The organism is Streptomyces sp. NPDC057099, assembly GCF_042671245.1.
Taxonomy (GTDB): domain Bacteria; phylum Actinomycetota; class Actinomycetes; order Streptomycetales; family Streptomycetaceae; genus Streptomyces; species Streptomyces purpurascens.
Genome location: NZ_JBHUTX010000004.1, coordinates 377,689 through 391,814, shown reverse-complemented (window position 1 = coordinate 391,814; position 14,126 = coordinate 377,689). Strand labels below are relative to the sequence as shown.

Below are 14,126 nucleotides of genomic sequence, written 5' to 3'. Positions count from 1 at the left end.
CCTTGAGGACGTGCGGCTCGCGCCCCTCCAGGGGCGCGGGGAACTGCGCGATCGGCCCCCACCGGGCCCGCGGACGGCATCAGTCCAGATAACCCCTCAGCTGGTCCGCGAAGGCGTGGTCCCTCAGCTTGTTGAGGGTCTTGGACTCGATCTGCCGTATCCGCTCCCGCGTCACGCCGAAGATGCGGCCGATCTCCTCCAACGTGCGGGGGCGGCCGTCCGCCAGCCCGTAACGGAGCTGGACGACTTTGCGTTCCCGCTCCCCCAGGGTCGACAGGACCGCTTCCAGGTGCTCCCTGAGGAGCAGGAACGCGGCCGACTCCACGGGGCTGGTCGCGTCGCCGTCCTCTATGAGATCGCCGAGGGCGACGTCGTCCTCCTCGCCCACCGGCGCGTGCAACGACACCGGCTCCTGGGCGAGCCGCAGGACCTCGCTGACCCGCTCCGGCGCCAGGTCCAGGTGCGCGGCGACCTCCTCGGGCGTGGGCTCGTACCCGCGTTCCTGGAGCATCCGGCGCTGCACCCGTACGACCCGGTTGATGAGTTCCACGACGTGGACGGGGACCCGGATGGTGCGGGCCTGGTCGGCCAGGGCGCGGGACATGGCCTGGCGGATCCACCAGGTGGCGTAGGTGGAGAACTTGTAGCCGCGGGCGTAGTCGAACTTCTCGACGGCCCGGATGAGGCCGAGGTTGCCCTCCTGGACGAGGTCGAGCATGGTCAGCCCGCGCCCGACGTACCGCTTCGCCACGGACACGACGAGCCGCAGGTTCGCCTCGATGAGCCGGCGCTTGGCCATCCTGCCCATGACGACGATCCGGTCGAGATCCAGCGCCAACTGGCTGTCCAGATCAGGGGTGTTGCTCAGCTTCTCCTCGGCGAACAGACCGGCCTCGACACGGCGGGCGAGTTCGACCTCCTCGGCCGCGGTCAGCAGGGGGATGCGGCCGATCTCCCGCAGGTACTGGCGGAACAGGTCCGAGGAGGGACTGCCGCTCTCGGTGCGGGCAGGCGGCCTCACGACGGCCTCGGGAGCCTCGGCCGTCTCGATGGCCTCGGCGGGCGGCTCCTCCGGCTCCGGTTCCGCCTCGGGGTGGTGCACGACGAGGCTCTGCGCCGGCACCGCTGGGAGGGTGTCGGCCTCCGCGTCCGGCGCGGCACCGGCGTCGGTCTGGGTGAGGGTCTGGGTCTGCACGGGGGCGACCTCCAGGATGATCGCTGCCAAGGTGGGCGGCAGCGGTACTTCGGGGGCGGAGTCGACGGCCTCGCCGCTTTCCGTCCCGTACGCGATGAGCGGAACCGCGGGGGTCTGGGACCCGTGGGTGACGGATCGGCCGCGCTCCGAGGACTCAGGCACCGCAACCCAGTGTGGGGGAAGACACATCGTCGCCACGAGGGGCGTGCGATGACTTTTTGCGTCCGGGACGTGACCGCGCGGTGACCCTCCCCGGAAACCCGGGTGCCTCTGCCACCACTGATCTGGCACGATCCGCGGGTGTCCGCTTCCCTGTACGAAACACATGTGACGGTGCGCTGCTCCGGTACCGGCGCGGCGGAACGGCTGGGCCGGTGGGCGGCCGAGGCCGGTCTCAAGCTGACGCACATCGTGCTGGCCCGGGGCCGGATGCGCGACCAGCCGATGCTCACCCTGGCCGGTTCCGCGTCGTACGCCGAGGAGTCCCGGCGGGCGCGGGAGGTGACGGCGCGCCTGCGGGCGGACGGCTTCGAGCCCGTGCGCGTGAAGATCGAGTCGTCGCCGTGGGCGCCGGAGGTGCCGCTTGGGCCGTGCGCGGACGGACGGTACTTCGAACACCATGTGAAGCTGCTGCTCGCCCCGGACACGGACCTCGCGGATCTCGCCGCCCGGGTGCTGCCGCACGGCGCCCATCTGTCGTGGAACGCCCGGCGGGTGCGGGACGCGGCCCGGCACGAGCGGTTCGTGACCCAGCGGTGCCACGGGGTGGACGCGGAGGGCGCCGGGCTGGCGTTGGAGGGGCTGCTGTCGGCGCTCGCCGGCCTCGAAGTGCTGCGGGTGGAGCGTGAGTTCGTGCTGCACGACAGTGATGTGTCGGTGGACGACGGATGGCTCGGGGAGCCGGTGGGGGTGTCGGAATGAAACAGACGTGGCAGGACTTCGGCTGGACGAACACGGAGATTCCCCGTGAGCCCCTGGACGACGCCACCCGCAGGGCCGAGCAGCTGCCGAAGTCGCTCCGGCCGGTGCCGGGGGACGACGTCGTGCAGCTCCCGGTCTTCGACCCGGCCCTGAAGCACTACCAGAACGCCTACCGCGCCACCGACCCGCGCTTCGCCGACCCGGCCCGGGGCGAGGCATGGCGGGCGGCCCGCCGCCGGGCCCTGCACCTGGTGCCGGCCGCGATCGCCGACTCGGAGTGGGTGGACTCGCTGGTGCTGCGGGGCAGCGTGCTGATGTCGGTGTGGTTCGGGGACGCCGCCCGCGAGCCCGGGGACCTGGACTTCGTCGTCGTACCGCACACCTGGCGGATCGACGACGGGCGTACGGACCGGATGCTGAGCGGGATCGCCGAGGCCGCGCAGGCACTGGCCGACGCCCGCGGGCGCGAGGTCGGCATCTCGGCCCGGGGCGCGGTGGTCGAGGACATCTGGACCTACGAGCGGGTGCCGGGCCGTCGGGTGCTGCTGCCGTGGAGTGCGCCCGGGCTGCCCGGCGGGCACGTCCAGCTCGACTTCGTCTTCAACGAGCGGCTGCCCGCGGAGCCCGAGCCGGTCGAGCTGCCGGGCGGCGCGATCGTGCAGGCGGCGACGCCCGAGCTGTCGCTGGCGTGGAAGCTGATGTGGGTGATCAACGACATGTACGCGCAGGGCAAGGACCTGTACGACGCCGTGCTCCTGGCCGAGCGGCATCCGCTGCGCCGCGAGCTGCTGCACGAGGTGTTCCGGCTGTCGGGCGAGTGGCCGTACCCGTACCGCGAGGAGATCCTTCTGGAGGACGTGGTGGAGGCGGTCGGGTACGTGGAGTGGAACCACTTCGTCAAGGAGTATCCGCGGTTCAGGAACGACGAGAGGGCGTTCGCCGAACGGTTGGTGCGGGCCGTGACCCCGACGTTCGAGGGGACCGGGGCCTGACCCGGTCTACAGCGCGGCGGCGCCGTGTTCGCGCAGGGTCTGGTCGTACTGCTGGAGGACCCAGAGTTCGTTCTGGACGGCGGCCAGCTGGGCCGGGTCGCCCTGGGTGGCGACGCGGGTGAGCTGGCCGGTGATGTCGCGGATGCGGCGCTCCACGGCGCGGCGGCGGACGGTGACCAGTTGGGCGCCGGCGTAGGGCTCGTCGACGCCCTTCACGCCCTTGTGGAGCATGATCGCCTCGACGGCCAGTTCGGTGACCATCGCGCGGACCGCGTCGTCGGGGGCGGCCTCGCGGACCTTGACCAGGTAGTCCTGGGGGTCCGCGACGCCCAGTTCGGCGCCGCCCGCGTCCAGGATGGCCATGCGTACGGCGGCGTAGGGCGGGGCGGTGAACTCGTCGGCTCCGTAGGCGTCGAAGGCCGGGGAGACCAGTTCCGGGCGCTGGAGGGCCAGTTTGAGGAGTTCGCGTTCGGTGGCGAAGACGGGGTTGCGGAGGTTGAGGGCCGGGCCGCGGGGGGCGGCGGACGGCTGGGTGGAGGCGTACTGCCGTGACGCCTGCTGGTGCCGGTCGGGGGCCGGGCCCTTGCCGCCGCGGTCGCGGGCCCAGCGGGCCAGTTGGGCCACGCGCTTGACCACGAACTGGGTGTCGAGGATGCCGAGCATGCCGGCGAGCTGGACGGCGACCTCGTGCTGGGCGCCGCTGTTCTTGATGCGGGCGACGACGGGGGCCGCCTCGTCCAGGGCGGCGGCGCGGCCCGCCGGGGTGTCGAGGTCGTAGCGGGCGACGATCTGGCGCAGCGCGAACTCGAAGAGCGGGGTGCGGGGTTCGACCAGGTCGGCCACGGCCTCGTCGCCCTTGGCGAGGCGCAGGTCGCAGGGGTCCATGCCGTCGGGGGCGATGGCGATGTACGTCTCGGCGGCGAACTTCTGGTCGTCCTCGAAGGCGCGCAGGGCCGCCTTCTGGCCGGCGGCGTCGCCGTCGAAGGTGAAGATGACACGGGCCGAGCCGTTGTCCATGAGGAGCCGGCGGAGGATCTTGATGTGGTCGCCGCCGAAGGCCGTGCCGCAGGTGGCGATGGCCGTGGTGACGCCGGCGAGGTGGCAGGCCATGACGTCCGTGTAGCCCTCGACCACGACCGCGCGGCTGGACTTCGCGATGTCCTTCTTCGCCAGGTCGATGCCGTAGAGGACCTGGGACTTCTTGTAGATCGCCGTGTCGGGCGTGTTGAGGTACTTGGGGCCGTTGTCCGCCTCGTAGAGCTTGCGGGCGCCGAAGCCGACGACCTCGCCGCCGATATCGCGGATGGGCCACATCAGACGGCCGCGGAAGCGGTCGATGGGGCCGCGGCGGCCCTCCTGGGAGAGCCCGGAGAGGAGGAGCTCCTTGTCGGTGAAGCCCTTGCCGCGCAGGAAGCGCGTGAGGTGGTCCCAGCCCTGGGGGCTGTAGCCGACGCCGAAGTGGACGGCGGCGGCCTGGTCGAAGCCGCGCTCGGCGAGGAAGACCCGGCCGGTGTCGGCCTCGGGGGACGTCGCGAGCTGTTCCGCGTACCACTCCGCGGCGATCTTGTGGGCCTCGACCAGGCGGATCCGTTCGCCGCGCTGGTGGGAGGGGTTGTACCCGCCCTCCTCGTAGCGCAGGGTGATGCCCGCCTGGCCGGCCAGGCGCTCGACCGCCTCCGAGAAGGAGAGGTGGTCGATCTTCATCACGAATGTGATGGTGTCGCCGCCCTCCTGGCAGCCGAAGCAGTGGAACAGCCCCTTACTGGGGCTGACCTGGAAGGACGGTGACTTCTCGTCGTGGAACGGGCAGAGACCCTTCAGGTTCCCGCCGCCCGCGTTGCGCAGCTGGAGGTACTCGGACACCACGGCGTCGATCGGGACCGCGTCCCGTACCGCCTTCACGTCCTCGTCGTTGATCCGTCCAGCCACGCGTGAATTCTACGGGGGCCGGAGGGGGCCTAAGGCGCCAGGTTTTCCAGCGGAACGTGCGGGTCCGCCAGAGACTCGGTGTTCACCTGGGCCTTGGTGCGGATCAAGTGCTGGATCTTGTCTGTGACGTCCCACACGTTGACGTTCATCCCGGCCAGGACGCGGCCCTCCTTCACCCAGAAGGCGATGAACTCGCGCTTGCCCGCGTCCCCGCGGATCACCACCTGGTCGTAGGTGCCCGGGGGCGCCCAGCCGGAGTACTCCATGCCCAGGTCGTACTGGTCGGAGAAGAAGTAGGGCACGCGGTCGTACGTCACCGCGCGGTCGAGCATGCAGCGGGCGGCCGCCGGTCCGCCGTGCAGCGCGTTGGCCCAGTGCTCCACCCGCAGGCTGGTCTCGAAGAGGGCGTGGTGGAAGGAGGCCACGTCGCCGGCCGCGTAGATGTCCGGGTCGGAGGTGCGCAGCCGCTCGTCGACTTTGACGCCGCCGCCGTGGGCGCGGTCGGCGATCTCCAGGCCGGCCGCCTCCGCGAGGTGGGTGCGGGGGGCCGCGCCGATCGCGGCCAGGACGTCGTGCGCCGGGTGCTCCTCGCCGTCGTCGGTGCGGGCGGCGAGGACCATGCCGTCCTGGCCGACGATCTCGGTGAGCCGGCCGCCGAAGTGGAAGCGGACGCCGCGCTCGCGGTGCAGCTCGGCGAAGAGCCCGCCGAGCTCCGGGCCGAGAACGCCGTGCAGCGGGGTCGGCTCGGGCTCGATGACCGTGACCTCCGCGCCGTACTCGCGGGCCGCCGCCGCGACCTCCAGGCCGATCCAGCCGGCGCCCGCGATCACGAGGTGGCCGTTGTCGCGGCCGAGGTTGGTCAGGACGTGTTTGAGCCGTTCGGCGTGGGCGAGGCGGCGCAGGTGGTGCACGCCCGCCAGGTCCGTGCCCGGGATGTCGAGGCGGCGGGGCTCGGCGCCGGTCGCCAGGAGCAGCTTGTCGTAGCGGACGACGGTGCCGTCCTCGCCGAAGCGGACCGTCTTGGCGGTGCGGTCGATCGCGTCGACGGTCTGGCCCAGGTGCAGCTCGATGTCGTTGGCCGCGTACCAGGCGGGCTCGTGCACGAAGACGCTGTCGCGTTCCTCCTTGCCGAGGAGGTAGCCCTTGGACAGGGGCGGGCGCTCGTAGGGGTGGTCACGTTCGTCGCAGATCAGTATCACGCGGCCGGTGAAGCCCTCCGTGCGGAGCGTCTCGGCTGCCTTGGCGCCTGCCAGTCCGCCTCCGACGATGACGAATGTCTGATCCGCGTCGACCACTTGATGCCTCCTCGTAACGGTGTCGCCACTTGCGAGCGTCCCGCACGGAGCGTGATGCGGGAAGAGGGAGTGACCCGATCAGGCCACGGAGGGTCACATTCGGGGGTGCTCACGTCCCGAGCGTCGCGTCAGTCTCATGCCTGCCCCGTCAGACGGGCGTGAAGCGAACGGGCCGACGTGTCGGTGAGGGAGGCGATGTGGTCGACGATCACCCGCTTGCGCGCACGGTCGTCCGGCGCCTGGTCGAACAGGGCGCGGAACTGCGGGTCCAGGCCGTCGGGGGCGCGGGCGGTGAGCGCCTCGGCCAGTTCGGCCACGACGACGCGCTGGTCGGCGCGCAGGCGTTCCTGCTCGGCGCGCTGCATGACGTAGAGGTCGGCGACGGCCTTGAGGACGGCGCACTCCATCCGGGCCCGCCGGGGCACGACCAGTTCGGCGGCGTACCGGGTGAGCCGTCCGGTGCCGTACCCGGCGCGGGTCGCGGACTCGGCGGCCAGGCAGAAACGGCCGATGAGCTGACTGGTGGCGTCCTTCAGCCGGGCCTGGGCCACGGCGGTGCCGTCGTAGCCGTGCGGCCACCACTCCTGGGCGAGGAGCCCGTCCAGGGCCTCGGCGAGTTCCGCGGGGTCGGTGTCGGAGGGTACGTAGCGGCCGCGGGCGACCTCGAAGACGTCCTGGCGTTCGGGGTCGGCGTGCAGGCAGTTCGGGTCGATGTGGCCGGCGTGCAGGCCGTCCTCCACGTCGTGCACCGAGTAGGCCACGTCGTCGGCCCAGTCCATGACCTGCGCCTCGAAGCAGGTGCGGGTGCCGGGGGCGTCCTTGCGGAGCCAGTCGAAGACGGGGCGGTCGTCCTCGTAGACGCCGAATTTGGGTGAGGCCGGGTCGGTGGGGTGGGCGCCTCGGGGCCAGGGGTACTTGGTGGCGGCGTCGAGGGCCGCACGGGTGAGGTTGAGGCCGACGGAGCCCTCGGGGGTGAACCGCTTGGGCTCGATGCGGGTGAGGAGCCTGAGGGACTGGGCGTTGCCCTCGAAGCCGCCGCAGTCCGCCGCGAACTCGTTGAGGGCCTGTTCGCCGTTGTGCCCGAAGGGCGGGTGGCCCAGGTCGTGGGAGAGGCAGGCGGCTTCCACGAGGTCCGGGTCACAGCCGAGGGCCGCGCCGAGTTCCCGGCCGACCTGGGCGCATTCCAGGGAGTGGGTGAGACGCGTGCGAGGGCTGGCGTCCCAGGCCGGGCCCATGGTGCCGGGCGTCACCACTTGGGTTTTGCCGGCGAGGCGTCGCAGGGCGGCGGAGTGGAGGACTCGGGCGCGGTCGCGCTGGAAGGCGGTGCGGCCGGGGCGTTTGTCTGGCTCTTGGGCCCAGCGGTCGACTGACGTCGGGTCGTAGGCCGGGGGGTGTTGTGCGGTGCCGTCCATGTGTCGACAGTATGCGCCCGTGCGACACCGGGTTCCGCCGTCGGGCCTACGCCCTGACCGTGGTGCGGGTGCAGGTGCCGTCCTCGTAATGGTCGCCGTGTTTCAGGCAGATACCGAGCACCAGCTTTTTCCCTTCGGGAAAGTCGAGGTTGAATTCTCGACCCGAGAGCCCATCCGGATCGTAGTACGCGAAATCCTTGCCACCGATGGACACCGAGACACTGCGGCCGTCGTCGGCATAGTCGATGACGGTGAGACGGTCACCCTTGCTCTTGAAGAGCGCTCGCCCGGCACCCGCTTTCAGATCACCCCACGCAAGGGTCCTTACCGCGCCGTCCGCCTGTGCCGGAGTGGCGAACGTCAGAATCAGCAGGGCGCTCGATGCGAGGACGCCCATGACCGTTCGATTGCGACTTACCATGCTGAATCCGATTTCCTTTCGCGATGCATCGCTCACTGGCGTATGCGATGCACGCTATGCGGCGGCAGCATGGGTTTCATCAGCACTCAGTTCACATTTACTTGGCGATGCGTCCACTCGCGCCGGTTACGCCGTCCGTGCCGGGCGAGGCGACGTCTCAGGCCGAGGCCAGGTGCGGGACGGCGGGCGACGTCGCCAGGGCCTCGTCGTAGCGGTGGAGGAGGAGCTGGGCCATCGCGGGGTGGGTGCCGAGGGGGGACGCCGCGATCCAGGGGGCCGATCGGGTGCACTCCGTGGCGAAGCGGCCGGGGGCGGTGAAGTAGGAGGCGAGGGCGATGTGGGGGCGGCCACGGGCGGCGAGGGTGCGGACGGCCGAGGGGACCGTGGGGGTCGAGGCCGAGGCGTAGGCGGGGAGGACGGGGACGCCCAGGCGGGAGGCCAGGAGGTGGGCCGTGCGGGCGGTGTCCCGCTTCGCGTCCGGGTCGCGGGAGCCCGCCGCGGCGAGGACGACCGCGCTGGAGCTGCGGGGGGTGCGGCCCCAGCCGGCTTCCGTGAGGCGGGACTGGAGGGCGTCCACCAGGAGGGGGTGCGGGCCCAGGGGGGCCGCCACGCGGGTGCGGGCCCGGGCCGCCGCGGCCATCTCGGGGATGTCCCGCTTGACGTGGTAGCCGCGGCTGAGGAGGAGCGGGACGAGGACCGCTTCCGTGTCCCCGAGGGCGGCGAGCGTGTCGGGGAGCAGAGGGGCGTTCAGTTCGATGTGCCCGAGGTGCACCGGCAGGCCGGGGCGCAGCGCGCGAACCCGGTCGAGGAGGGCGCGGACCGTGCTCAGCGCGCGCGGGTCGCGGCTGCCGTGCGCCACGACGACGAGGGCGGGCGGGACCGGGCGGCGGGCCGCGGTCGGCGGGACGAGGCTGAGCTGGCTGGGCATGTACCGATGGTCGCGGCGCCACGTTGCCTCCCCGTTGCGTGGGGGTCACAGGTGTTTTCCGGCGGTTCACCATCGGCGGCACCGGGCAGTGAACCGGACGGGCCGATCGGACGTCCTCGAAGGTCAGACCGACCTGGGGAGGGACCTGTCCGATGCGTGATCCGAAGTTCCGCAGACCGAGACTGCCGCGTACCCGCCGGGGGCAGCGGCGGCTGGTGCAGGCCGTGATGGCCGGGTGCGTGCTCGGGCTGCTTCCGGCGACCTGGATGTACGCGGTGGCGGGCGACCGGCTGCGGACGGCGGCGGACGTGCCGCGTACCGATGTGGCGGTGGTGTTCGGGGCGGGGCTGTGGGAGGGGGAGCCCTCGCCGTACCTCGCGCACCGGCTGGACGCGGCGGCGGAGCTGTACCGGAAGGGGCGGGTCGAGGTGGTGCTCGTCACCGGGGACAACAGCCGCGAGGACTACGACGAGCCGGACGCGATGCGCGTGTATCTGACGCGGCACGGGGTGCCCGACGGGCGGATCGTCAGCGACTACGCCGGATTCGACACGTGGGACTCCTGCGTGCGCGCGAAGAAGATCTTCGGTGTGGACGAGGCCGTGCTGATCAGCCAGGGCTTCCACATCCGGCGGGCGGTGGCGCTGTGCCGGGCGGCGGGGGTCGAGTCGTACGGGGTCGGGGTGGACGCGGTGCACGACGCGACCTGGTACTACGGCGGTGCCCGGGAGATCTTCGCCGCCGGGAAGGCGGCGCTGGACGCGGTGTTCCGGCCGGATCCCCGGTTCCTCGGGCCTCAAGAGCCGGGCGTGGAGCGGGCGTTGGCCAAGGCCGAATAGCTTGTCGGATGAATCAGGACGTTCTGCCGGAGTGGGTTTGATGCGCACATTTCACCCCAGGGTATGAAATACGGCTTGGATGCTCTCCGTGTTCACGTGCTCACGCTTAGTGTCTTCGCCGTGCGGCGGCGGATCGGGCCGCCGCCGCGAACTGGGGGAAAGGACATCTGATGACTCGACTTCGCTCCGCGCTGGTAATGGCCGCCGCGGGCGCGCTGCTGGCCGCTCCGGCCGCCATGGGGACCGCCTCGGCGGCACCCGTGGCCGTCCCGGCGGTCAAGGCCCCGGAGCCGGGCTGCGCGAAGCTCGGCGCCTCCGGCCAGTGGTGGGCCGACATCCACAACGTGTGCGGGCACACCATCTCCGCCAGCGTGGAAGTCGACGGCTTCGACCCCTCGTGTATCCAGATCGGCCCCGGCGGGGTCGGGAGGATCGGTCTGGACGTGGGCGACGAGCCGTACTACGCGTACGAGTGCTGACCGGGGCCGTGCCCTGACCAGGCACAGCCCTTGAACGTGGCCGGGGACGGCCGGCGCGCTCCGCGTGTCCCGTCCCCGGCCTTTTCCGCAGCGGTCAGCTTCCGTGGAAGCGCGGTGTGCGCTTCTCCAGGAACGCCGCCATCCCCTCCTTCTGGTCGTCGGTCGCGAACAGGGCGTGGAACACCCGCCGTTCGAAGCGGATGCCGTCCCTGAGGCCCGTCTCCAGGGCCCGGTCGACACACTCGCGGGCCGCCCTGACCGCCGTACGGCCGTAAGAGGCGACCGCCGCGGCCGCTCCCAGAGCCTCGTCGAGGACCCGGTCGTCGGGGACCACGCGGGAGACCAAGCCGCAGCGCTCGGCCTCCCGGGCGTCCATCGTGCGGCCGGTGAGCACCAGGTCCATGGCCTTGGCCCGGCCTGCCAGGCGGGTCAGCCGCTGGGTGCCGCCGATGCCGGGGATCACGCCCAGCTTGATCTCCGGCTGGCCGAAGAGGGCCGACTCCCCCGCGACGACGAGATCGCACATCATGGCCAGCTCACAACCGCCGCCGAGCGCGTAGCCGTTGACGGCGGCGATCTTCGGGGTGCGCAGGTCCGCGAAGTCCTCCCAGGCCGCGAAGTAGTCCTCGGACAGCATGTCGACGGCAGACTTCGCCGCCATCTCCTTGATGTCCGCGCCGGCCGCGAAGACCTTCTCCGAGCCGCTGACGACGACGCAGCCCACGTCCGGGTCGTGATCCAACGGCCCGAGGACGCCCAGGAGTTCGGCCAGCAGTTCCGAGCTGAGCGCGTTGAGGGCGTGCGGCCGGTGCAGGCGGACGGTCACCACACGGCCGTCTCGCTCGACCTTCAGGTTGTTCATCTTCCGTCTCCTTCAGCAGGGTTACGAGGCGGGGTCACGAGTCCCAGATCGCGCCGTACGCCGGAATGCCGCGCCGCTCCAGGCCGTGCACCACCTGCCAGGTCAGCCGCTTGTTGGAGATGCAGATGACGGCCTCCGCCCCGAAGTCGCGGTACGCGGCGTGGGCGAGGTGCACCATGTCCGGCTTGCCGTGCCGGGAGGTGTCCCAGACCAGGGCGTGCGGCTGGACGGCGAGGATCTCGTCGACGAGGGCGTCGCCGTAGGTGGCCCGGGGATCGCGGGTCGCCCAGACGAGGCGGGAGGGCACCTCGGCGGCGAGCAGATGGGGCAGGCAGGGGCCGATGCCGCTGCCGGTCGCCACGTACACCACCTTCTTGAACAGGACCTCGATGTTGGCGACTCCGGCCGTGGTGATGCCCTTGACCCACACCCGCTCGGGCAGGTCGTCGATGAACGAGCCGGTCCAGTCACCGGCGCGGGAGATGGTCAGCCGGAAGCCGGAGCGGCCGGGGGCGGGGACGTTGGCGAAGGAGTGCCACTCCCTGAGCGGGCTGCGGCTGATCGCCGTCGAGGAGCCGGCGAAGGGCGTCTCGCCGTAGTCGAAGCGGGCCAGTGCCACATGCGGCGAGGGGCGTTCGGTGCGGACGTCCACCTTGCGCAGCCGCAGCCAGGGCAGGGCCACGCTGAACGTGACGACGGCGAGGACCGCGAGCGGTAACGGGCCCTGGCCGGAGAGCAGGGTGTGGGTCCAGAAGAGCGCGAGGGCGCCCCAGCCGCCGAAGCGGTGGATCTTCTCGAAGTGGTCGTGGTGGCGGGAGCGGAAGGGCGGCAGGGCGGTGGCGATGATGAACGCGAGGAGCGCCAGGAGGGCCCAGCCGACGGCCATGAGAGGGCCGTTCGGTGTCGTGACCGTCAGCGCCAGGAACCAGGCCGTGCCCGCCAGCGCCCCGCCCACGTGCAGTCCGCCGAAGTGGTACACCTTGCCGAGCGTCCAGCGGACCTTCAGCGGCCAGTGCGTCGGGGCCGAAGTCGCCAGCCTGAAGAAGAGGTTGACGACGTACTGCTGGCGTACGACGACGGCCAGGGCGAGGTTGGCGAGGGCGGCGTGCCCGAGGGTGGGGGTGGCCAGGGGCCAGGCGACCCACAGGAACGCCGCGTTGGCCAGCAGCACCAGGGCCGCCAGGCGGTTGTAGTGCGTCAGGCGGGGGTGCTTGAGCAGACGGCGGGGTGCGGGGAGGAGCGGCGGGAGCTCGCCCGAGTCCCGGTGTGCGCGGGGCGGGGACGTGGTCATCGGGCCACCGCCAGGCGCTCCTCGATCATGCGCAGCAGCGCCTGTTTGTCGACCTTGCCGCGGTCGGTCCCGGGGAGGTGGGCGAGCGGCAGGACCTGCTCGGGGACGCAGTAGTAGGGCAGGGCGTCCGCGACCGCGCGGCGGGCCGCGTCCGGGTCGACGTCCGCCGGGCAGACGAAGGACACCAGGGTGCGGGCGTCGCGTCTCAGGGTGACGGCGCGGGTGCAGCCGGCGGCCTCCAGCACGGAGGAGACGGAGTCCAGCTCGACGCGGAAGCCGCGCACCTTGACCTGGTCGTCGGTACGGCCGAGGTGTTCGAGCCGGCCGTCGAGGGTCCAGCGACCGAGGTCGCGGGTGCGGAACATACGGCGGCCGCCGCCGAGGAACGGGTCGGGGGCGTAGCGCTCGGCGTTGAGCGCGTCGTTGCCGAGGTAGCCCGCGGAGACGCAGTCGCCGCCCGCCCACATCTCGCCGGTCTCGCCCACGGGCAGGGGGCGGCGGTCGGCGTCGAGGACGTAGACCGTGTTGTTGGGGGTGGGGCGGCCGATGGTGAGCAGCGGGGCGTGCGGGTCGTGGCGGCTCATCGTGTTGACGATCGTGGTCTCGGTCGGGCCGCAGCAGTTGTGGAAGGCGGCCTGCCGGGCCCACCGGTCGGCCAGCGTGCGCGGGCAGGGCTCCCCCGCCACGGCGACCGTGCGCACGCGGGGGCAGGCGGCGGGGTCGAGGCCGGACAGCACGGTCGGCGTCGCGATGAGCACGTCCGCCGTGCGGGCCGCCGCGGCGATGTCCTTGCCGCGGATGACGAGGGTGCCGCCGTGGGTGAGGCAGCCGAGGATCTCCCAGGCGGCCATGTCGAAGGCGATGCTGAGGAGCTGGGCGACCCGGTCGCCTGGGCGGATGCCGAGGCCGCCCGGTTCGGTGAGCAGGAGGTTGGCCACGTTGCGGTGGGTGACCTTCACGCCGTTGGGGCGGCCGGTGGTGCCGGAGGTGAACAGGACGTAGCAGCCGTCGTCGGGCCCTACGGCGGTGACCGGCCGTGGCGCGTACGGCAGCGGCTTGTCGAGCGGGAGCAGCAGATGGCCGGCCGGCAGCGGCACGCGGTGGGCGTGTTCGGCGACGGTGAGGACGACCCGGGTGCGGGCGGTGCGGATGACGTGGGTGAGCTGGGCCGGGGGCGCGAGGCCGATGTCCTGGGGGACGTAGGCGGCGCCGGCCTTCAGGATGCCGAGCAGGCCGACGAGCATCGGGAGGGAGCGGCGGACGAAGAGGCCGACGTGGTCGCCGGGGCGTACGCCCTCGCGGATCAGGCGGGCGGCGAGGGCATCGGCGTAGCGGTCGAGCTCGCCGTAGGTGAGGCGTGCGCCCTGGTGTTCGGCGGCCACGGCGTGCGGGGTGGCGGCGGCGTGCCGGGCGACGGCGTGGTGCAGGAGCGGGTCGGGGACGGGGACGGTCGGGCCCCGGCCGAACTGGTGGAAGAGGCGCTTGTCGTGGGGGTTCAAGTGGCGCAGAGGCATGATCGGGTGGCCTCCTGGCTGTTTCGAGTGTCGGATTGCCACCGGCGG

The 14,126-nt window shown here is 72.0% G+C and carries 13 protein-coding genes; 4 read left to right on the top strand and 9 right to left on the bottom strand.

The genetic code is table 11. The annotated features are described in order from the left end of the window. Positions 1–79: 79 nt before the first annotated feature. Positions 80–1,357: an RNA polymerase sigma factor gene (locus ACFT4A_RS08535; RefSeq protein ID WP_382827149.1), complete on the bottom strand. Its 1,278-nt coding sequence runs from the start codon at positions 1,355–1,357 to the stop codon at positions 80–82. A gap of 138 nt (positions 1,358–1,495) precedes the next feature. Between ACFT4A_RS08535 and ACFT4A_RS08530 the strand changes: the two genes are divergently transcribed. Both ACFT4A_RS08530 and ACFT4A_RS08525 read left to right on the top strand, forming a co-directional pair. Continuing rightward, positions 1,496–2,116 carry a hypothetical protein gene (locus ACFT4A_RS08530; RefSeq protein ID WP_382827148.1) on the top strand — a complete coding sequence of 207 codons (621 nt, stop codon included), beginning with the start codon at positions 1,496–1,498 and terminating at the stop codon, positions 2,114–2,116. After that, entirely contained in the window at positions 2,113–3,108 is a 996-nt protein-coding gene (locus ACFT4A_RS08525) for a nucleotidyl transferase AbiEii/AbiGii toxin family protein (RefSeq protein ID WP_382827147.1), read from the top strand. The genes ACFT4A_RS08530 and ACFT4A_RS08525 overlap by 4 nt, the downstream gene beginning before the upstream one ends. Before the next feature lie 6 nt (positions 3,109–3,114). On the opposite strand, the gene dnaG is transcribed toward ACFT4A_RS08525, so the two are convergent. From dnaG to ACFT4A_RS08500, 5 genes are all read right to left on the bottom strand, one after another. Further along, the gene (gene dnaG, locus ACFT4A_RS08520; RefSeq protein WP_382827145.1) at positions 3,115–5,037 is read right to left on the bottom strand and encodes a DNA primase; all 1,923 of its coding nucleotides are present in this window, start codon (positions 5,035–5,037) and stop codon (positions 3,115–3,117) included. A gap of 29 nt (positions 5,038–5,066) precedes the next feature. Further along, on the bottom strand, positions 5,067–6,332 hold the full coding sequence (locus tag ACFT4A_RS08515; protein ID WP_382827143.1) for an NAD(P)/FAD-dependent oxidoreductase: 1,266 nt from the start codon (positions 6,330–6,332) through the stop codon (positions 5,067–5,069). Between the two features lie 134 nt (positions 6,333–6,466). Next, positions 6,467–7,744 (bottom strand): deoxyguanosinetriphosphate triphosphohydrolase, encoded by a 1,278-nt coding sequence (locus ACFT4A_RS08510; RefSeq protein ID WP_382827141.1) that lies wholly within the window; start codon positions 7,742–7,744, stop codon positions 6,467–6,469. Between the two features lie 46 nt (positions 7,745–7,790). Continuing rightward, a complete protein-coding gene (locus ACFT4A_RS08505; protein ID WP_382827139.1) occupies positions 7,791–8,141 on the bottom strand; it encodes a hypothetical protein in 351 nt (116 codons plus the stop codon). 181 nt (positions 8,142–8,322) lie between these two features. Then, a complete protein-coding gene (locus ACFT4A_RS08500) occupies positions 8,323–9,093 on the bottom strand; it encodes a sirohydrochlorin chelatase (RefSeq protein WP_382827137.1) in 771 nt (256 codons plus the stop codon). 152 nt (positions 9,094–9,245) lie between these two features. Here ACFT4A_RS08500 and ACFT4A_RS08495 point away from each other — a divergent pair, with 152 nt between their 5' ends. Next, the gene (locus ACFT4A_RS08495; protein ID WP_382827136.1) at positions 9,246–9,932 is read left to right on the top strand and encodes a vancomycin high temperature exclusion protein; all 687 of its coding nucleotides are present in this window, start codon (positions 9,246–9,248) and stop codon (positions 9,930–9,932) included. 170 nt (positions 9,933–10,102) lie between these two features. Continuing rightward, positions 10,103–10,411, top strand: a complete 309-nt coding sequence (locus ACFT4A_RS08490) for a hypothetical protein (RefSeq protein ID WP_382827134.1) — start codon at positions 10,103–10,105, stop codon at positions 10,409–10,411. Positions 10,412–10,505: 94 nt separating this feature from the next. Here the strand turns inward: ACFT4A_RS08490 and ACFT4A_RS08485 are convergent, their stop codons facing one another. The 3 genes from ACFT4A_RS08485 to ACFT4A_RS08475 are packed head-to-tail and all read right to left on the bottom strand — an operon-like array spanning position 10,506 to position 14,078. Next, entirely contained in the window at positions 10,506–11,273 is a 768-nt protein-coding gene (locus ACFT4A_RS08485) for an enoyl-CoA hydratase-related protein (protein WP_382827132.1), read from the bottom strand. 34 nt (positions 11,274–11,307) lie between these two features. After that, positions 11,308–12,564, bottom strand: a complete 1,257-nt coding sequence (locus ACFT4A_RS08480) for a hypothetical protein (RefSeq protein ID WP_382827130.1) — start codon at positions 12,562–12,564, stop codon at positions 11,308–11,310. Further along, complete coding sequence (locus ACFT4A_RS08475; RefSeq protein ID WP_382827129.1) at positions 12,561–14,078, bottom strand: amino acid adenylation domain-containing protein; 1,518 nt, start codon at positions 14,076–14,078, stop codon at positions 12,561–12,563. Before ACFT4A_RS08475 ends, ACFT4A_RS08480 begins: the two co-directional genes overlap by 4 nt. Positions 14,079–14,126: the final 48 nt, after the last annotated feature.